Genomic DNA, 20,009 nt, shown 5'->3' on the forward strand with positions numbered 1-20,009 from the left:
CTGTCGAGCCTACGATTTGCCCCGAACCCCAGCGCTTCCACGTAAACCCTAGGTGCATCCGTAGTTAGCGGAATCAATAGCTGCGCCGGCCGTGTACGGCTGGTAGTCGTCCACGCGGCTCTCGGGTGCCCACCCTTCCACCGGCTCGATTCGCTCAAGAACGACCCTGGGGTCGTCGAGATTCTCGATGGCACGAATGAGGATCGGGGCGTCCTTGAAATTCGGGTCAACCTGCAGCAACACCCGGTTGCTCGCCGGATCATGACCCCCGCCGATGCCAGTGGCTCCGGCCCACTCCTTCTGATGCTCGAGCAACCTGGCCGCGAGTTCGTCGAGCTCGCGCTGTGAATACTCAACTCGCTCAAATTCCGTGGCGAGAGGGGTCGCGGACGCGGAAACGATCTTCCGGGCCTGCTCCAGGGCGGCGTCAGAAGTCATCCGAACGGTCAGCACTCCAGAATCGCCGTCCCAGAGGAGCCCGCCGTCGTACTCCACCAGTGGCGCAAGCAGCGACCGCAACCGATCGCGTTCGGCCGACTGGTCAGCGTCGCCGGTCAGATCGGCAGGAAGAGGGTCCTGGTCGGGTGGTGTCTCTTTGCCGTCGTCCACGGAACGGGGCGCTGTGCGCTCCTCGGCGAACGCGACGTTGGTCGAGCCGGCGACGAAGAGCCCGATTGCGAGAAGACCGACGACGCCAAGAAGACTCCGCTGCATTTTCGCATGCTATGGTGCGCCGTCATGAGGGCGCAATGGAGATCGTTTGGCACGGTGAGTGGTGCTGTACTGATCACCCTGGTTGCCGCGGGCTGCACTTCCGTTTCCCCGCCTGACCCCACCCCGACCGGGGACGAGATCCGGATTGTCACGAGTAACCAGACCGAACCGACCGGCATGGAGGTTCAGCTCACCGCAGACCTAGTCATCGGCGACAAGGGGTGTGTCCAGGCGGAGACCGCGGGCGGCACCGTGAATCTTGTGTGGCCTAGCGGATACACCGTCCACGGGGACAGCCAGGCGTTCACCGTCCTGAACGCCGACGGGGACGCCGTCGCCGCATCAGGGTCCACCGTGACAATGACCGGTGGGCCTGGTGACGAGGTCGACGCGGCATGGGCCAACGCTGATTGCATCGATGGTGAGCCTTGGATGGTCGGCGCCGCCAAGTGATGCTGGAGAGCGGGTCCGAACCGGTGGTCCCCATTTCGACCATCGCCTGGCGGCTAATCATCAGCACTTGCCGCGCTCATCGACCAGTCGATGACCAAACGCGCGCGAGCGCCCGTTCGACCGGTCGAAGCGAAACCCGCGCGGGCGCGGGCGCAGGTACGGCACGACCGGCGCTGTGTGCGCGTGTGTGTGCGGACGGGATGGGATGGTTTGGGATGCGTTGGGACGGCGCGTGCTGCCGATGCTACTGGGCACCGAGATTCCGGGCTTTCTGGGGACGAGATGGGACCCGTTGGGACGGTCTTCTTTCCTTCACACGGAAGAGGTCATCAGTTCGAGTCTGGTATCGCCCACCGAAATGCCCCCGCTCCGGCGGGGGTTTTCCGTTGTCGGAGCCCTCGACAGAGCCGGTCGTCCCGACCGTGTCCCGTACGCGAACCCTCTGACCGGGATCCGCACGAGATGGTGGCGCCGGATGAGGATGCTCTCACGCCTCGGCGAATGTGAGCGGTAACGCGATAGCGTGGCCATCAATCCGCTCCCCTGCGGATCTCCGGTCGACACGGTGGTCGCCACTGCGACGAGTCTTGACTCGCCGTGCACGACGCCCGCGTCGGACCAGGCGACGTTCCAGAACCGTCCGGAAAGAGGGCACCGATGCCACAGATCCCATCCCCCACCTCGCCGAACCGAACACCGAGCCGCCGAGTCACGGCCCGCCTCCTGTCGCTGGCGACGACCGGCGCGCTGGGCGTCGCCATGCTCGCCGCGACCCCCGCGATGGCCCAGATCCCCGAGACCTCGTCTCCGCCTGACGCCGCCGCTGTCACGGCGGCGGAGCAAGAAGCGCCGGAGCAGGAGTACGAACGCTACGTCTTCGCGTCGTTCCACGGCGGCGATGACGGCGGCAGGAACGGCGAGCAGATCTGGATCAGCGCATCCAAGGGGAACGACCCCCTGAACTGGTACGAGCTCAACTACGACGAGGGGACGTCGGTGTCACAGCCGATCCTCCAGACGGTCAACCCGCCCCAGGGGCAGATGGGCCTGCGCGACCCGTCACTCATCCGCTCGGCGGACGGTGAGAGCTTCTTCCTCCTCGCGACCGACCTGAAGACCTACCAGGACGGCCAGTCGTGGTCGTACCGCCAGTCGAAGGGCTCGCGGAACCTCGTGGTCTACGAATCCGACGACCTCGTCAACTGGTCGGAGCCCCGCTTCATCAAGGTCGAGGACGATCACGCCGGCAACGTCTGGGCGCCGGAGGCCTTCTATGACGAGAAGAACGAGCAGTACATCGTCTTCTGGGCGTCGAACCTCTACCCCGACGAGAACATCGAGAGCCGCAACACGTCGCAGATCTCGTACAACCGCATCCGCGTGGCCACGACCAAGGACTTCGTGACCTTCAGCGAGCCGACGACCTGGGTCAACCTCGATCGTTCCACCGGCCGCCAGGGCTGGGGCATGATCGACTCGACGATGATCGCGACGGATGACCGGATCTACCGTCTCACCAAGGACGAGAACGGCTTCCGGGTGCTGCTGCAGTACATCGACTCGCTCGACGACCTGTACGACACGTGGGGCGCGGAGGAGACCACCCCGTACGTGACGAACCGCAACCCCATCACGCCGCTGACCGAGAACCCCAACGCGTGGACGATGGTGGGCAACCCCAACGGCTCGAGCAAGTGGCAGATCCCGGGTCTCTCCGGCGGCAACCTCGAGGGACCACTCGTCTTCAAGGACAACGTCGAGGACAAGTGGTATGTCTTCATCGACTACGCCTCCGGTGGCGGCTACGTCGCGTGGCGTGCGGATTCGATGGACACGCCGCCGAACGAGTGGGAGTACCTCGGCCAGTCGTGGTGCAACACCACCGGCCTCTCCAGCTCGTGCAATGCCCGATCGGAGACGTCGCCGCACTGGTCGCTGCCCGTCAGCCCGCGCCATGGCTCGGTGCTTCCCGTCACGCTCGAGGAGTGGGAGGGCGTCATGGCCCACTACAACTCCCCCGTGCATGTCGAGGCGTCGGTCGTCGATGAGAGCGGTGCGGCCGTCGAGGAGGACGCCTGGCTGAACGAGGCGCCCCACCTCGAGGTGGACTGGACCGACTTCAACGACACCGGTCTCTCGCCGGCATGGCTGCGGCTGGTCGAAGGCCACAACGACGGCCCCCGTGTCGTCGCAGCCGACACGATCACCGACATCTCTCGGGGCATGACCGTGCCCGTCAATGCCGTGGAGGGGACGAACTGGGCGCAGCTCGAGTATCGGGATGCCTCGCTCGGCGGCGACGCGGTCATGCTGTGGACGACCGACGTGGCGTACAAGCTGGACACGACAGCGCCCGACGTCGACGTCCAGGTGGACGGCTGGGACGTCGCCGTCTCGGCGACTGACCCGCTTCCCGCCGGTGTCGCGGAGAACTCGGGCATCGCCACCTGCGAGCTGCGCGTCGACGAGGGCGAGTGGGCCGATTGCGAAGCCACGTCGACGCTGGAGCCGTCGATCGTCGACCGCACCGCCACGGTCCGGGCGACCGACAACGCGGGGAACGAGAGCACCGAGACCGCCGTGGTCGAGGGCTCCGGTCTCGTCTCGACCTCGATCGACACCCGGTGCGTCGGCTCGAAGGTGATGCTCATCGTCACGGTGACCAACATCGAGGACGCACGTGTCTCGTCCACGGTGACGACCACGTACGGATCGCGCCCGGTGCCGTCGCTGGGTGCGGACAAGAGCCGCTCGCAGGCCTTCGCCACCCGCCTCGAGAGCATCCCGGCCGGTTCCGTGGAGATCACGAGCACGGCGACGATCGGCGGTGAGACGATCACCGTGGAGGACGTCATCGACTACTCCGCGTCGACCTGCGGCTGATCCGCAGCACACGCGCTCGAGGGGTGCGTCGCCGGCTCGGCCGGCGGCGTGCCCCTCGTTGCGTGAGAGGGTCCGAGCCGGCCTATCCGTAGGCCCTACGCCGTGGCGCCTTCCGCGCCCCAGCCGTAGCGGCTGCCGAGCGCCGCGGCCACGCGGGCGAAGCGGTCCGGCTCGAGGACGGACGCCTCGCGCCGCATGCCGGCCCGGTGGACGCGGTAGATCTGCTCGATGTCGACCCAGGACGGCCGACCTCGCGCATCCCACGATCCCGAGCCGAGCGCGAGATAGTCGCGGTCGCCGTCGTGGGATTTGCTCGTGAGCCGGACGGCGTACACCCAGTCGTGGTCCTCGCGTGCGATCACGAGCACAGGCCGATCCTTGCCGCGTCCGTCACGCTCGTCGTACGGCACCCAGGTCCAGATGATCTCGCCCGCGTCCGGCTCGCCGTCGACATCCGGGAGATAGCTGATGTGCAGGCCGCCCGGTGCCGGAGGCACGATCTCGACGGTGGCGGTGTCTCCGAACCGGCCGGGCTCATCGCCTTCGACGTCGGAGGGCCGTGTGCTCGCCCCTGCCGAATGGAAGAGCTGCGCGAATCGGCTGAGCAGGCGGGATTGCGTCACCAGGTCACCCTAGCGCTGACGATGAGGGGCGCCGCGGTCGGACCGCGACGCCCCTCGTTCGGTCGGTGCGTCAGACGCGCTCGTCCAGGAGGTATCCTTCCTCACCGTGCACGACCGTGTCGACACCGGCGATCTCGTCCTCGTTCTTGACGCGGAAGCCGATCGTCTTCTCGATGACGAACCCGATCGCGAACGACACCGCGAAGGAGTAGATCAGCACGCCGAGGGCGGCGATGACCTGCACGACGAGCTGCTCGGGGCCGCCGCCGAGGAAGAGGCCGGTCTCGGTCGCGAAGAAGCCGAGGTAGATCGTGCCGATGAGACCGCCGACGAGGTGGATGCCCACGACGTCGAGCGAGTCGTCGAAGCCGAGCTTGAACTTAAGCTCGATCGCCAGGGCGCAGACGGCACCGGTGACGACACCGAGCAGCAGGGCCCATCCGGGGGTGAGGTTGGCGCAGGCCGGGGTGATCGCGACGAGGCCGGCGACGGCACCGGAGGCGGCGCCGACCGACGTGGGCTTGCCGTCCTTGAACTTCTCGACGAGGATCCAGCCGATGACCGCGGCCGCGGTCGCGCCGAGCGTGTTGATCGTGATGAGGCCGACGCCCCCCATGTCCTCCGACAGCCACTCCGCGCCGCCGTTGAAGCCGAACCAGCCGAACCACAGGAGCGATGCGCCCAGCAGCGTCAGGGGCACGTTGTGCGGCTTGAGGATGCCCTTCTGGAAACCGATGCGCTTGCCGAGGACGAGAGCCAGGGCGAGGGCTGCGGCACCGGCGTTGATGTGCACGGCCGTACCACCGGCGTAGTCGATGACGGCGACGCCGCTCTCCTCGCCGAACAGCGTGGTGCCGAGGTTGTAGACCCAGCCGCCGCCCCACACCCAAGCGGCGACGGGGAAGTAGACGAGCGTCGCGAACAGGCCCGCGAAGATCATCCATGCGCCGAACTTGGCGCGGTCGGCGATGGCGCCGGAGATGAGGGCGACGGTGATGATGGCGAAGGTGGCGCCGTACGCGGTGCCGAGCAGGCCCACATTCGCATCCTCACCCGACGCGAGGCTCGCGAGCCCGAAGTCGCTGAAGGGGTTGCCGGCGAAGCTCCAGGTGCCGTCGACGACGCTCATGTTGGCGCCGTACAGGATCCAGAGCACACCGACGAGGCCGAGTGCGCCGAAGCTCATCATCATCATGCTGACGACGCTCTTCGCTTTGACCAGGCCGCCGTAGAAGAACGCCACACCGGGCGTCATGAGGAGGACTAGAGCGGTTGCGGTTACCGCCCAGGCGATGTTGCCGGGTGCGTCCATGGGGTGATACCTCGCATCGGGTTCGGTGGTGACAGAGCCACGAAGCACTCGGGAGGGCGCTGCGTGTTCCGTCAGTCTGGCGAGCGAGCGTTTCACCGGCCGTGCGTGTCGTGTTTCCCGATCGTTACAGCGGCCCCGTACGTGTAAACATCCTGTTTCGGCGCGACGAGAACGCGCCGCGAATCCGCGCAGGAGGAGGTGTGCGTCACGCGAGCGTCGACGCGACGAGCCGCGAGACGGCGCGCAGGTACTTCTTGCGGTACCCGCCGGCGAGCATCTCTTCGGGGAAGACGAGGTCGAGCGAGATCCCGGTCGCCCGGATCGGCAGCTCGGCGTCGTAGACGCGGTCGATGAAGGCGACGAACCGCAGGGCGGCGGACTGGTCGGTGAAGGGCTCCACGTCGCGCATGCCGACGGCGCTGAGCCCCTCGATCAGGCGGATGTACCGGGACGGGTGGACCTTCGCGAGATGCGAGACCAGGTGGGCGAACGTGTCGTCCGACACCAGGCCCGAGGCCGAGGCATCCGCCACCGCCGCTTCGTACTGGGGCTGGGTCAGCACCTGGGCGTGTCCGTCGACCGCGCGATGACGATAATCGGTGCCGTCGATGCGGATGGTCTGGAAGCTCGACGCCATCGCGTGGATCTCGCGCAGGAAGTCCTGGGCGGCGAACCGTCCCTCGCCGAGGGCGTTGGGAGGGGTGTTGGATGTCGCCGCCAGCCGTGTGCCGGAGGACACGAGCTCACCGAGCAGACGCGTCATCACCATCGTGTCGCCCGGGTCGTCGAGCTCGAACTCGTCGATGCAGAGCAGGTCGGCTCCGCGGAACAGCTCGACGGTGTTCTTGTAGCCGAGCGCTCCGACGAGCGCGGTGTACTCGATGAACGAACCGAAGTACTTCCGGCGAGCCGGCAGCGCGTGGTAGATCGCGGCCAGCAGGTGCGTCTTGCCGACGCCGAAGCCGCCGTCGAGGTAGACGCCCGGCTTCGTCTCGGGCCGCTTGGCCTTGCGGAAGAAGCCGCCCTTAGCCGGCTGCCCGGCGCCCGAGAACGCGAGCAGCAGATCCTTCGCCTCCTGCTGAGACGGGTAGGCGGGATCAGCGCGGTAGGTCTCGAAGGTCGCGTCGGCGAACTGCGGCGGCGGCACGAGGGCTGCGACCATGTCGGCACCGGCGAGCTGCGGCGCGCGCTCCACGAGGTGCACGATGCCGGTACGGGTGGTCGAAGCGGTCATGCGCATCCTGTGTCGGTGTCTTACGGGAAGAGGCGGTGTGCGTGCCCGGGAATCTAGGGTGAGATCGGACGGTTCAACCCTAGTCGTCCCCTTTGACGCCCCGACCCGAGGAGCAGCCCATGACCGTCGAGCCCGACACGTCGTCCGCGAAGTTCGCCGAGTACTCCGAGCCGAACCGGCTCGTGACCGGCGAGTGGCTGCAGGAACGGCTCGACACCCCCGGTCTGGTCGTGGTCGAGTCCGACGAGGACGTGCTGCTGTACGAGACCGGTCACATCCCGGGCGCGGTGAAGGTCGACTGGCACACCGAGCTCAACGATCCGGTGGTCCGCGACTATGTCGACGGCGCCGGCTTCGCCGAGCTGCTCAGCCGCAAAGGCATCAGCCGCGACGACACAGTGGTGATCTACGGCGACAAGAGCAACTGGTGGGCCGCCTACGCCCTGTGGGTCTTCTCGCTCTTCGGTCACGAGGATGTTCGCCTGCTCGACGGCGGCCGTGACAAATGGATCGCCGAAGGCCGCCCGATTACGACCGAACCGGCCAACCGGCCCGCGACCGACTACCCGGTCGTCGAACGCGACGACCGCGCGCTGCGCGCATACAAGGAGGACGTGCTCGCCCACCTCGGCAAGCCCCTCATCGACGTGCGCTCGCCCGAGGAGTACGACGGGTCGCGCACGTCCGCGCCGGCGTACCCCGAGGAGGGCGCGCTGCGCGCCGGCCACATCCCGACCGCGAAGAGCGTGCCGTGGGCGCGCGCGGTCGCCGAGGACGGCGGCTTCAAGACGCGCGCGGAGCTCGACGCCATCTACCGCGACGAGGTCGGCCTGTCCGACGGTGACTCCGTCGTGGCGTACTGCCGGATCGGAGAGCGCTCGAGCCACACCTGGTTCGTGCTGAAGCACCTCCTCGGCTTCGAGGACGTCCGCAACTACGACGGCTCGTGGACGGAGTGGGGCAGCGCGGTTCGCGTGCCCATCGTCGCGGGCTCGGAGCCGGGCGAAGCGCCGGCGCGCTGAGCCGGCGCTCGTCGCACGTGAAATGATGGCGGGGATGTCTGACCCCGTTCTGCCTGCGAGCCTCGCCGAGATCCGCGACGACTTCCTCGAGCTGCCCGAATCCGAGCGGCTGCAGCTGCTGCTGGAGTTCTCGCAGGAGCTCCCGCCGGTTCCGGCCGAGTACGAGGGGCACCCCGAGCTCTACGAGCGCGTCGCCGAGTGCCAGTCCCCCGTGTTCATCGTGATCGACGTCGGCGACGACGACGTGGTCGCGATGCACGCGACGGCACCGCCCGAGGCGCCGACGACCCGCGGGTTCGCGAGCATCCTCGCCCAGGGGATCACCGGGCTCACGTCGGACGAGGTGCTCGCGATCCCCGCGGACTTCCCGCAGAGCATCGGCCTCACGCGGGTCGTCTCGCCGCTGCGGATCTCCGGCATGACCGGCATGCTCATGCGGGCGAAGCGCCAGGTGCAGGCGAAGCGCAGCGCCTGACAGGCTGCCGCGATCAGTCCTCGGCGGACGACGTCACGGCGCTGAGGTCATGGGCCGAGAGCCAGGTGCGGATGCGTGCGCTCCAGCGCTCCTGGTCGTAGTTCCACAGCTTGGTGTGGCGCGCCACCTCGAAGACCTCGAGCTCGACGATGTCGGGACGCGCCGTGACCAGGTCGTGCGACGCGTCGGACGGGACGAAGCCGTCGTCGTCGCTGTGGAGGATGAGAATCGGATGCCGCAGCTCTCCCGCGCGCGCGACCACGTCGAGGCGGTCGAAGGGGATCGCGCTGCCCGCCCGAGTGATCGGTGTCGCCCACTCGCTCTTCAACGCGCCGATGGCGAGCCCGCTCACCGTCGGCGGAACCTTCATGATGCGCGCCTGGTACTCGAGCACGAGTCGCCAGTCGACGACCGGTGACTCGAGGATCAGCCCGGCGATCGCGTCGCGGTGGGGCGAGTTCAGCGAGACCTGCAGCGAGATCGCCCCGCCCATCGACCACCCCATGAGGATGATGCGCTCCGCGCCGCGTCGGCGCGCGAACCCCACGGCCGCGTCGACGTCACGCCACTCCGTTGCGCCGAGCGTGTAGGTGCCTGCGCGACTGCGCGGTGCCTCGCCGTCGTTGCGGTACGACACCACGAGCGAGGTGATCCCCGCCTGGTGGAAGAGAGGCACCGCCCGGAGGCATTCGGCGCGGGAGGTCCCTCGGCCGTGCACCTGGATGACCCACACCGCGCCGTCTCCCGCGGGGAACAGCCACGCCGGGCACGGTCCGACCGCCGAGCCGATCAGCTCGGGCGTGTAGGGCAGGTGCAGCTCGTCGGGACGGTCGAAGTACCACCCGCTGAACGCGGCATCGGGCGACAGCCGCGAGTCCGAGCCGATGTGGGTGAGCAGCTTGCGCTTGACGCTGGTCTCGTCTTCGGACAGCACCGAGCCGAGCTTGACGTAGTTCGACGTCCCGCTCGTGAAGAGCCCATAGCGTCCGGGAAGCTCGGTGTCGGGTGTGCGCGTGAGCGTGATCGTCTGCGCGGCGGTGTCGAGCGACAGGATGCGGGTGTCGGGCAGGCGAACGGCCGGCGTGACCACCCGGCGCGCCATGTGCACCGACGCGACGGCGAGAGCGGAGAGCACGCCGGCGAGGGCCACGCTGATCACGGTGAGCGCGGCCCGGATCCCGGCGACGAGACTGGGGGCTGCGCCGCTCATCGCGGCGCGCCTGGAGGCGACCATCGAGGCCTCACTCTAGTCTGTCCGCGTGGCTGAGCATCGTCCCCCCGCGGCTCCGACGCCGTTCGAGCAGGTGGCCGACCAGGTTCGGGCGATCGACTTCCGCGCCGACATCGCCGTCCGCGAGATCCCCGCGCCGTCGGGACTCGCGCCGTTCGCGCTCGCTCTCGCCGGTGACGTGCGCCCCGAGCAGGAGGGCGTCGATTCCGCCTACGGCACCGGCCGCTTCATCCTGCTCCACAATCCCGAGGAGCACCCGCAGTGGAACGGCTCCTGGCGCATCGTCTGCTTCGCACAGGCGCCCCTCGAGCCCGACATCGGCGTCGACCCGCTCCTCGCCGACGTCGCCTGGTCATGGCTGACCGATGCCCTCCGGTCGCGGCGCGCCGGATTCCACTCGGCCTCGGGCACTGCGACCAAGACCCTCTCCAAAGGCTTCGGATCGCTGGAGCACGAGGGCGACGGCGCGCAGATCGAGCTGCGCGCCTCGTGGTCTCCCGAAGGCGGGATCGCTCCGCACGTGGAAGCATGGGCAGAGCTGGTGTGCATGCTCGCGGGTCTTCCGCCGGGCTCGGAAGGGATTGCAATGCTGGGTTCTCGTAAGGCGACGCGTGACTGAGTACCTCGTCATCGATCGGCTCGACGACCTGATCGACGCGTCGCGGCGCCTCGGCGAGGGCCAGGGACCGGTCGCCGTCGACGTGGAGCGCGCATCCGGCTTCCGCTATTCCCAGCGGGCGTACCTGATCCAGGTCTTCCGCCGCGGAGCAGGGGTGTTCCTCTTCGACCCGCCGCCCATCGGCGACTTCAGCTCGCTCCAGGCCGCGATCGGCGACACCGAATGGGTGCTGCACGCCGCGAGCCAAGACCTGCCGTCGCTGCGCGAGCTCGGACTCGAGCCCGCGTCGATGTTCGACACCGAGCTCGCCGCCCGCCTCCTCGGGCACGACCGGGTGGGCCTCGGCGCAGTCGTCGAAGACACGCTGGGCATCACGCTGGCCAAGGCGCATTCCGCCTCGGACTGGTCCACCAGGCCACTCCCCCAATCCTGGCTCGAGTACGCCGCGCTCGACGTCGAGCACCTCGTCGACGTGCGCGACGTCCTGATGAGCGAGCTCGAGCAGCAGGGCAAGACCTCCTTCGCCGACGAGGAGTTCCGGGCGGTGCTCGAGCGCGAGCCCAAGCCTCCGCGCGACGAGCCCTGGCGTCGGCTGAGCGGCCTGCACACCGTCCGAGGCCGGAAGGCGCTCGCGGTCGCCCGCTCGCTGTGGACCGCGCGCGAGGACTACGCCCGCAACGAGGACGTCGCGCCGGGTCGGCTCGTGCCGGACCGCGCGCTCGTCGCCGCGGTCCTCGCAGACCCGAAGTCGAAGCAGGAGCTGGCCGGCGTGAAGGAGTTCACCGGCCGGGCCAGCCGCTCGCAGCTGGACCGGTGGTGGGCGGCGATCGAGGACGGACGCGCCTCGAAGGACCTTCCGCTCGAGCGGGCGACGGGCGGCGACTCGCTTCCCCCGCCCCGGGCCTGGCCCGATCGAAACCCTGAGGCCGACGCCCGACTGAAAGCCGCACGGCCCGCCGTGGAGCAGCTGGCCGAAGCGCTGCGCATGCCGACCGAGAATCTGCTGACCCCTGAGCTGCTGCGCCGTGTCGCGTGGGCTCCGCCCGAGCCGCTGACCGCGGCATCGCTCGGCGAGGCTCTGTCCTCGCTCGGCGCGCGCGAGTGGCAGATTGCGCAGACTGCACAGGTAATCGTCGATGCCTTTGTGGGTTCCGTGCAAGAGCCGACGAAAGCGGCGGAAACGGCTTCGTAGGTTTCCGCCACCCGTTTTTCCTGCCCTCCGTCGCGATCCTAGGCTGGCGGCATCCCTATTTTTGGAGGCAGAGTGGCCGAGATCTCGGACGTCTTCTTCGTCGATGGAATGCGCACCCCCTTCGGGCGCGCCGGCGAAAAAGGCATGTACTGGAACACCCGAGCGGACGACCTCGCCGTGAAGGCGACGATCGGGCTCATGGAGCGCAACCCGAACGTTCCGAAGGAGCGCATCGACGACGTCGCCATCGCCGCGACCAGTCAGACCGGAGACCAGGGGCTCACCCTCGGCCGGAGCGTGGCGATCCTCGCCGGCCTCCCCCAGTCGGTCCCCGGCTTCGCGATCGACCGCATGTGCGCGGGCGCGATGACGAGCGTCACCACAATGGCGGGCTCGATCGGGATGGGCATGTACGACGTCGCCCTCGCGGGCGGAGTCGAGCACATGGGTCACCACCCGATCGGCGCGAACGCCGACCCGAACCCGCGCTTCGTCGCCGAGAAGATGGTCGACCCGGGTGCGCTCAACATGGGTGTCACCGCGGAGCGCATCTTCGACCGCTTCCCGCACCTGACCAAGGAGCGCTCGGACCGGTTCGGCATGCTCAGCCAGCACAAGGTGCAGGCTGCGTATGATGCCGGCAAGATCCAGCCAGACCTCGTGCCCGTCGCGATCAAGGACGCCGAGGGCTCGTGGGGCCTGGCGACCGAAGACGAGGGCCGTCGTCCGCAGACCACGATGGAAGACCTGGCGGGCCTGAAGACGCCGTTCCGTCCGCACGGTCGCGTGACCGCCGGCACCTCGTCGCCCCTCACCGACGGTGCGACGATGTCGCTGCTCGCCGGCGGCGGCGCCGTGAAGGAGCTCGGACTCGCCCCGAAGATGCGACTCGTGTCGTACGCGTTCGCGGGCGTTCAGCCCGAGATCATGGGCATCGGACCGATCCCCTCGACCGAGAAGGCACTCAAGAAGGCCGGCCTGACGATCGACGACATCGGCATGTTCGAGCTGAACGAGGCGTTCGCCATCCAGGTGATCTCGCTGCTCGACCACTTCGGCATCGCCGACGACGACCCGCGCGTGAACCCGTGGGGCGGGGCGATCGCGTTCGGTCACCCGCTCGCCGCCTCGGGCGTGCGTCTCATGATCCAGCTCGCAGCCCACTTCGCCGAGCGCCCCGACGTCCGCTACGGCCTCACCGCGATGTGCGTCGGCCTCGGACAGGGCGGCTCGGTCCTCTGGGAGAACCCGCACTACGACGGCAAGAAGAAGAAGTAGGAGCCCGCCGCAATGACGAACTACGACGAGATCGACTTCTCGCCGCTGAGCGCCCTCGCCGACGGCGAGGTGGTGACGCACTCCCGCGTGCGCGACATCCGCCTCCCCTCCGGCAAGGTGCTCGCGCTCATCACGCTCGACAACGGCCGCGACCACACCCGCCCGAACACGCTCGGCCCGACCACGCTCACGCAGCTCGGTGAGACGCTCGACGCGCTCTCCACCCGTGCCGCCGCCGGCGAGATCCAGGCCGTCGCGGTGACCGGCAAGCAGTACATCCTCGCCGCCGGTGCCGACCTGTCCGACATCTCGCGTGTCGGCTCGAAGGACAACGCTCGCCTGATCGCGCAGCTCGGCCACCACGTGTTCGGCAAGCTCGGCACCCTCGGCGTGCCGTCGTTCGCCTTCGTGAACGGGCTCGCGCTCGGCGGCGGACTCGAGATCGCCCTGAACTCCACGTATCGGACCGTGGACGCCTCGGCCGCCGCGATCGCGCTCCCCGAGGTGTTCCTCGGGATCATCCCCGGCTGGGGCGGCGCGTACCTGCTGCCGAACCTCATCGGCATCGAGAACGCGCTCGAGGTCGTCATCTCGAACCCGCTCAAGCAGAACCGCATGCTCAAGCCGCAGCAGGCGTTCGACTACGGGATCGTCGACGCGATCTTCCCCGCCGCGAACTACCTCGAGGACTCGCTGGCGTGGGCCGACCGCGTGCTCACCGGCAAGACCAAGGTGGAGCGCAAGAACGAGCCCGGCAAGATCGAGCGCCTCACCAAGTGGCCCATCGCCATCAAGATGGCGCGCGGCATGCTCGAGTCCAAGATCGGCACGGTGCCGAAGTCGCCGTACGTCGCGCTCGACCTGCTCGACAAGGCGAAGAGCGGCACCAAGGCAGAGGGCTTCGCCCGCGAGGACGAGGCGCTTGCCGAACTCGTCGCCGGCGACCAGTTCGCGGCATCCATGTACGCGTTCGACCTCGTGCAGAAGCGCGCGAAGCGTCCGGTCGGCGCCCCCGACAAGGCGCTCGCCAAGAAGGTCACGAAGGTCGGCATCATCGGCGCAGGTCTCATGGCCAGCCAGTTCGCGCTGCTGTTCGTGCGCAAGCTGCAGGTGCCCGTGCTGATCACCGACCTCGACCAGGCGCGCGTCGACAAGGGCATCGCCTACATCCACGAAGAGATCGGCAAGCTCGAGGCCAAGGGCCGTCTCGACGGCGACGCGGCCAACAGGCTGCGCGGACTCGTCACCGGCACGACAGACAAGAGCCTCTACGCGGACTGCGACTTCGTCATCGAGGCCGTCTTCGAAGAGGTCGGCGTCAAGCAGCAGGTGTTCGGCGAGATCGAGCAGATCATCGCCGAGGATGCCATCCTCGCGACCAACACCTCGTCGCTGTCGGTGGAGGAGATCGGCGCCAAGCTCGCCCACCCCGAGCGCCTCGTCGGGTTCCACTTCTTCAATCCGGTTGCCGTCATGCCGCTGGTCGAGATCGTGAAGACGCCCCAGACATCGGATGCCGCGCTCTCGACGGCTTTCGTCGTCGCGAAGAGCCTCGGCAAGAACGCCGTGCTCACCGCCGATGCGCCCGGCTTCGTCGTGAACCGGCTTCTCGCCAAGGTCATGGGCGAGGCAGCGCGCGCCGTCTATGAGGGCACGCCCGTGGCGGAGGTCGAGAAGGCGTTCGCGCCGCTCGGCCTGCCGATGGGACCGTTCCAGCTGATCGACCTGGTCGGCTGGAAGGTCGCCGCACACGTGCAGGACACCATGGTGCGCGCGTTCCCCGATCGGTTCTACGCGAACGAGAACTTCCACGCGCTCGCGGAGCTTCCCGAGGTCGTCGAGAAGGACAAGGGCGGACGCGTCACCGGCTGGACCAAGGCCGCCGAGAAGGTGCTCAAGCCCGCGGTGGGGTCGACGCCGGCCAAGGCCGATGAGATCCTCCGTCGCGTGCAGGACGGACTCGCGCAGGAGATCAAGATCATGCTCGACGAGGGAGTGGTGCCCGAGGTCGAAGACATCGACCTCTGCCTCATCCTCGGTGCGGGCTGGCCGTTCATCGACGGCGGCGCCTCGCCGTACCTCGACCGCGAGGGGGCATCGGAGCGCGCCTTCGGCGACACGTTCCACCACCCGGTCATCACGGGCATCGGCTCGAACTGACGCCTTCTGCCACGAGCGGCCCCGGACTTCGGTCCGGGGCCGCTCGTGCGTCTGGGCGGGGGTGGCTCAGCCGCCCGGACCCACCGTATCGATGGGCGCGCCGTCGCCGTTCTCCGGCAGGTCACCCCGCTCCACGGGGTCGGAGAATCCTCGCACGTGGCGCACGCGATCCGCCATGCCGCCGGACGTTACGAGGGCTGAGCCGCGCGGACGCGCAGATCGCGCGCCAGGTGGTCGCGCTGCTCGGTCACGATGCGCCGCAGAGCTGCCGGTGCGTCCTCGTTCCGCGCAAGCCAGGCGTCGACCAGGTCGAGCGACTCGCCCTCCGGGAACAGCCCGCGCACCAGGCGCGCGGCGATCTCGATGCTTCGTGCGCTCCACACACCGCGGATCCGCGCGAAGTAGGCCTCGTCGAACGCCGCGATGAGGTCGCGCCGGCCGCCGGCGCGAACACCCGCGATGGTTGCACTGAGATGATCGTTGGTGAGCGTCGTGTCCTCCCACGCGGAGTGCCACGCGGCGGCGCGGACGTCTGCGTCGGGCCGTGCCGCGAGCACCGTCAGATGCGCGGTCCGGCCCTTCGCGGTCGGGTCGCGGCGCAGCTCCGCGTCGGCCTCGGCGACCGTCGCGTGGCCCGTCGTCGCCAGCGCCGTGAGCCATGCCCACCGCAGTTCGGGGTCGAGTTCCAGTCCGTCGGGCACCGCCACCGTGCCGGCGAGCATCCCCCGCAGCTCCTCCACCCTGCCATCGTCGTACCGCGCCGCTGATCCGACTGAGCGAGCCCACGCCAGCTGAGCATCGCTGCCCGCGTCGGCCGCCGCCAGCTGCTGCCACGCCGTCTCGAGCCACGCCGCCCGCTCCTGCGGCCGGCGCTCCGCCGTGACGTAGTGGCCGACCGCGAACGAGGCGTTCGCGAGCACGTCCGCGCGCAGCGCGGAGTTCGTCTCCGCGCCGGCGTGCCGTCGGACGATGCCGAGGTACCGCGCCGCGGGCAGGTCCCCGTCCCGCGTCGCGTTCCACAGCGCCGACCACACGAGACCGCGCGCGAGGGCGTCGTCGATCGTCGAGAGCGCGGCTTCGACCGCGTCGAGCGACACGGCGTCGAGACGCACCTTCGCGTAGGTGAGGTCGCCGTCGTTGGCCAGCACGAGGTCGGCGGCTCCGATCTCGCCCAGCGGAGTGCGCTCGTGCGCGATGTCGGCGTCGATGGTGCGGGTGCGCACCAGCCGTTCGTCACGCACATCGAACAGCCCCACCCGCAGCCGGTGCGGGCGCGGGTCGGACTGCACGAGCACGGCGCTCTCCGCGTCGCGCTCGATGCGGAGGGTCGACATGCCGGTGGTCTCCAGCCACGCGCGAGACCATGCGCGGACATCCCGGCCGGAGGCGGCCGCGAGGTGGCGGAGCAGGTCGTCGAGCGTGGTGTTGCCGAAGGCGTGTGCGGCGAAGTACTGCCGGGCGCCTTCGAAGAACTCCTCCTCGCCGACGAACGCGACCAGCTGCTTGAGCACCGACGCCCCCTTTGCGTACGTGATGCCGTCGAAGTTCAGCTTGGCGGCCTCGAGGTCGGCGATGTCGGCGACGATCGGGTGCGTCGTCGGCAGCTGGTCCTGGAGGTACGCCCACGCCTTCCGCCGCGCAGCGAAGGTCACCCACGCGTCCGGGAACCTCGTGACGGCCGCCGTGGCGTGCGCGCCCATGTAGTCGGCGAACGACTCCTTGAGCCACAGGTCGTCCCACCAGCGCATCGTGACGAGGTCGCCGAACCACATGTGCGCCATCTCGTGGAGGATCGTGTTGGCACGGCCCTCGTGCTGCGCCACCGTCGCCGCGCCGCGGAACACGTACGCCTCGGTGAAGGTCACCAGGCCCGGGTTCTCCATCGCGCCGATGTTGTACTCGGGCACGAAGATCTGGTCGTACTTGCCCCACGGGTAGGCGTAGCGGAAGGCGTCGGCGAAGAAGTCGAGGCCCTGCCCGGTGATCTCGAGGATCTCGTCGGCGTCGAGGTGCTCGGCGAGCGACTCCCGGCAGTAGACCCCCAGCGGCACGACCTGATCGCCGCGACGCCATTCCCCCTCGACCCGGTGGTACGGTCCCGCCGCCACTGAGGTGATGTAGGTCGAGATCGGCAGCGTCTCGGCGAACTCCACGCGCTGCGCGCCGCGGTCGGCCGTGCGATCTGCGACCGCCTGGTTCGACAGCACGGTCCAGCCGGCAGGAGCCGTGACGACGAACGTGTAGCGGGCCTTCATGTCGGGCTGCTCGAAGCACGCCATCACCCGGCGTGCGTCGGCGGGTTCGTAGTGCGTGTAGAGGTACGTCTGGCCGTCGACCGGATCGACGAAACGGTGCATGCCCTCGCCGGACCGGCTGTACGCCGCCCGCGCGGCGACGCGCACGATGTGCCGCCCCCGCAGTCCGGTGATCCGGACGCGGGCGCCGTCCCATTCCACGGGGCGCGCGACGCCGTCGACCTCCACAGCCTCGACGGACTCGCCGATGAAGTCGACCCACGTCTCGACGTCGGACTCCGCGGACCCGGCGGCTGCGGCATCCGTCTCGATCTCCAGTGTGCTCACCGTCGCGAACCCGGTCTCATCCACGTCCGGCGCCGTCGTCACGTCCAGCTCGACGCGGGCGGTGAGGACGGAGACGGCGGCGGACCGTGTTGCGGTCTCCGCCCTGCTGAGGTTGGCGCTGGTCATCCGTCCATGCTTTCACGACGGATGCCGGCACCCCGCCGACACCGAAGCCGACGCGCCGCCTGCGCGAGGCGTCAGCGCCGCTGCTGGTCGCGCGCGAGCGCGGGGATCGTCGGGATCTCGGTCGTCTGCGCGCCGCGCGCGACGGGGATGCGGGTGCCCAGCACCTGCGCCACGACGTCGTGCGCGATCTTCGCCGGCGTGAGGCCGGCGTCGTCGAGGATCTGCTCGCGACTGGCATGGTCGATGAACTCGTCGGGCACGCCGAGCTCGTCGACGGCGGTGTCGACGCCCGCCTCGCGGAGCACCTGGCGCACACGCGTGCCGATGCCGCCGACGCGGATGCCGTCCTCGATCGTGATGACGAGACGGTGGGATGCCGCGAGCGTCACGATCGACGGCTGGACGGGCACGACCCATCGCGGATCGACGACCGTCGCGCCGATGCCCTGATCGCGGAGGCGCCCGGCGACGTCGACGGCGATGTGCGCCATCGGACCGATGCCGACGATGAGCACGTCCTGCGCCTCCGAGCGGACCAGCACGTCGACCCCGTCTTCGAGGCGTTCGACGGCGGGCAGCTCGGGGCTGACACCGCCCTTCGGGAACCGGATGACGGTGGGAGCGTCGTGCACGGCCACGGCCTCCTGCAGCTCTTCGCGAAGCCGCTCCGCGTCGCGCGGCACTGCGATGCGGATGTGCGGTACCAGCTGCAGCATGGCGAGGTCCCAGATGCCGTGGTGGCTCGGACCGTCGGGTCCGGTGACGCCGGCGCGGTCGAGCACGAATGTGACACCCGCGCGGTGGAGCGCGACATCCATCAGCACCTGGTCGAACGCGCGGTTCATGAACGTGGCGTAGATCGCCACCACGGGGTGCAGCCCGCCGAAGGCGAGCCCGGCAGCCGAGGCGACCGCATGCTGCTCGGCGATGCCCACGTCGTACACCCGATCGGGGAATCGCTGCGCGAACGGCAGCAGGCCGGTCGGGCGCAGCATGGCGGCCGTCATCGCGATGATGTCGTCGCGCTTCTCTCCCACCGAGACCAGTTCGTCGGCGAAGACGTCGGTCCACGCCGGCGCGCCGCCCGAACTGCCGACAGTCTTGCCGGTCAGCGGATCGATCTTGCCCACAGCGTGGAACGCGTCGGCCTGGTCGTCGAGGGCGGGCTGGTAGCCGCGGCCCTTCTCGGTGATCGCGTGCACGATGACGGGCGCGCCGTACGACTTGGCGAGCTCCAGCGTCTCGATGAGCGTGGGCAGGTCGTGACCGTCGACCGGGCCGAGGTACTTGATGTCGAGGTTGGAGTACAGCGCCGCGTTGTTCGTGAAGCGCGAGAGGAAGCCGTGCGTACCGCCGCGCACGCCGCGATACACGGCGCGGGCGGCGGGGCCGAGCTTGCGGAAGAGGGTGTCGGAGCCGCGGTGCAGGTTGCGGTACGTCTCGGCGGTGCGCACGCGGTTGAGGTACCGGGCCATGCCGCCGATGGTCGGCGCGTACGACCGTCCGTTGTCGTTGACGACGATGACGAGATTGCGGTCGTTGTCGTCGGAGATGTTGTTGAGCGCCTCCCACGTCATGCCGCCGGTGAGCGAGCCGTCTCCGACGACGGCGACCACGTGGCGGTCCTTGCGCCCGGTGCGCGTCAGGGCGCGCGAGACGCCGTCGGCCCAGCTCAGCGAACTGGATGCGTGCGAGGACTCGACGACGTCGTGCGGGCTCTCGGACCGCTGCGGGTAGCCGGCGAGGCCGCCGCGCGAGCGAAGGTGGGAGAAGTCCTGCCGACCGGTGAGCAGCTTGTGCACGTACGACTGATGGCCCGTGTCGAAGATGAACGGGTCGGAGGGCGAGTCGAAGACCCTGTGCAGGGCGATCGTGAGCTCGACGACACCGAGGTTGGGACCGAGGTGGCCACCGGTGCGGGCGACGTTCTCGATGAGGAACGCACGGATCTCCTCCGCGAGTCGCTCCAGCTCCGTGGTGCTCAGCGCGTCGAGATCGCGGGGTCCGCCAATGGACGGCAGCAGCGACATCCCGGCTCCTTTCCGGCCCCGGAAGGGCTCTGCAAGTCTACCTGTGACAAGACGGGGGACCGGATGCCGGGGCAT

Annotated in this window: 15 protein-coding genes and 1 tRNA gene; 9 read left to right on the forward strand and 7 right to left on the reverse strand. The window is 69.0% G+C overall.

The window, feature by feature from the left end; all coding sequences use genetic code 11:
• Positions 1–48 precede the first annotated feature (48 nt).
• A complete protein-coding gene (locus MK786_RS02580; protein ID WP_241110678.1) occupies positions 49–714 on the reverse strand; it encodes a hypothetical protein in 666 nt (221 codons plus the stop codon).
• Positions 715–891: 177 nt separating this feature from the next.
• On the opposite strand from MK786_RS02580, the gene MK786_RS02585 reads away from it, so the two are divergent.
• The 3 genes from MK786_RS02585 (at position 892) to MK786_RS02595 (ending at position 4,050) form a co-directional block, all read left to right on the forward strand.
• On the forward strand, positions 892–1,167 hold the full coding sequence (locus MK786_RS02585) for a hypothetical protein (protein WP_241110679.1): 276 nt from the start codon (positions 892–894) through the stop codon (positions 1,165–1,167).
• A 274-nt stretch (positions 1,168–1,441) separates the two neighbouring features.
• Positions 1,442–1,520 (forward strand) — tRNA-Val (locus MK786_RS02590).
• Positions 1,521–1,824: 304 nt separating this feature from the next.
• On the forward strand, positions 1,825–4,050 hold the full coding sequence (locus tag MK786_RS02595) for a glycoside hydrolase family 43 protein (protein WP_241110680.1): 2,226 nt from the start codon (positions 1,825–1,827) through the stop codon (positions 4,048–4,050).
• Between the two features lie 95 nt (positions 4,051–4,145).
• Here the strand turns inward: MK786_RS02595 and MK786_RS02600 are convergent, their stop codons facing one another.
• The 3 genes from MK786_RS02600 to zapE form a co-directional block, all read right to left on the reverse strand.
• Entirely contained in the window at positions 4,146–4,673 is a 528-nt protein-coding gene (locus MK786_RS02600; RefSeq protein ID WP_374200400.1) for a type II toxin-antitoxin system PemK/MazF family toxin, read from the reverse strand.
• A 70-nt stretch (positions 4,674–4,743) separates the two neighbouring features.
• The gene (locus MK786_RS02605; protein WP_241110681.1) at positions 4,744–5,985 is read right to left on the reverse strand and encodes an ammonium transporter; all 1,242 of its coding nucleotides are present in this window, start codon (positions 5,983–5,985) and stop codon (positions 4,744–4,746) included.
• A gap of 205 nt (positions 5,986–6,190) precedes the next feature.
• Complete coding sequence (zapE, locus tag MK786_RS02610; protein ID WP_241110682.1) at positions 6,191–7,219, reverse strand: cell division protein ZapE; 1,029 nt, start codon at positions 7,217–7,219, stop codon at positions 6,191–6,193.
• Positions 7,220–7,338: 119 nt separating this feature from the next.
• Between zapE and MK786_RS02615 the strand changes: the two genes are divergently transcribed.
• Together MK786_RS02615 and MK786_RS02620 are read left to right on the forward strand one after the other, a co-directional pair.
• A complete protein-coding gene (locus MK786_RS02615; RefSeq protein ID WP_241110683.1) occupies positions 7,339–8,241 on the forward strand; it encodes a sulfurtransferase in 903 nt (300 codons plus the stop codon).
• A 34-nt stretch (positions 8,242–8,275) separates the two neighbouring features.
• Positions 8,276–8,716: a SufE family protein gene (locus MK786_RS02620; RefSeq protein ID WP_241110684.1), complete on the forward strand. Its 441-nt coding sequence runs from the start codon at positions 8,276–8,278 to the stop codon at positions 8,714–8,716.
• 13 nt (positions 8,717–8,729) lie between these two features.
• On the opposite strand, the gene MK786_RS02625 is transcribed toward MK786_RS02620, so the two are convergent.
• The gene (locus tag MK786_RS02625; protein WP_241110685.1) at positions 8,730–9,950 is read right to left on the reverse strand and encodes a S9 family peptidase; all 1,221 of its coding nucleotides are present in this window, start codon (positions 9,948–9,950) and stop codon (positions 8,730–8,732) included.
• Positions 9,951–9,975: 25 nt separating this feature from the next.
• On the opposite strand from MK786_RS02625, the gene MK786_RS02630 reads away from it, so the two are divergent.
• The 4 genes from MK786_RS02630 (at position 9,976) to MK786_RS02645 (ending at position 15,196) form a co-directional block, all read left to right on the forward strand.
• Positions 9,976–10,566, forward strand: coding sequence for a DUF3000 domain-containing protein (locus tag MK786_RS02630; RefSeq protein ID WP_241110686.1), 591 nt, complete (start codon positions 9,976–9,978; stop codon positions 10,564–10,566).
• Positions 10,559–11,758, forward strand: coding sequence for a ribonuclease D (locus MK786_RS02635; protein WP_241110687.1), 1,200 nt, complete (start codon positions 10,559–10,561; stop codon positions 11,756–11,758). Before MK786_RS02630 ends, MK786_RS02635 begins: the two co-directional genes overlap by 8 nt.
• A 72-nt stretch (positions 11,759–11,830) precedes the next feature.
• A complete protein-coding gene (locus MK786_RS02640) occupies positions 11,831–13,036 on the forward strand; it encodes a thiolase family protein (RefSeq protein WP_241110688.1) in 1,206 nt (401 codons plus the stop codon).
• Between the two features lie 12 nt (positions 13,037–13,048).
• Positions 13,049–15,196, forward strand: a complete 2,148-nt coding sequence (locus tag MK786_RS02645; protein WP_241110689.1) for a 3-hydroxyacyl-CoA dehydrogenase NAD-binding domain-containing protein — start codon at positions 13,049–13,051, stop codon at positions 15,194–15,196.
• A gap of 188 nt (positions 15,197–15,384) precedes the next feature.
• Here MK786_RS02645 and pepN read toward each other — a convergent pair whose 3' ends face one another.
• Positions 15,385–17,904: an aminopeptidase N gene (pepN, locus tag MK786_RS02650; protein WP_241110690.1), complete on the reverse strand. Its 2,520-nt coding sequence runs from the start codon at positions 17,902–17,904 to the stop codon at positions 15,385–15,387.
• A gap of 71 nt (positions 17,905–17,975) precedes the next feature.
• Positions 17,976–19,934 carry a 1-deoxy-D-xylulose-5-phosphate synthase gene (gene dxs, locus MK786_RS02655; protein WP_241110691.1) on the reverse strand — a complete coding sequence of 653 codons (1,959 nt, stop codon included), beginning with the start codon at positions 19,932–19,934 and terminating at the stop codon, positions 17,976–17,978.
• Positions 19,935–20,009 lie beyond the last annotated feature (75 nt).

Source organism: Microbacterium sp. CFH 31415, assembly GCF_022538185.1.
Lineage (GTDB): Bacteria > Actinomycetota > Actinomycetes > Actinomycetales > Microbacteriaceae > Microbacterium.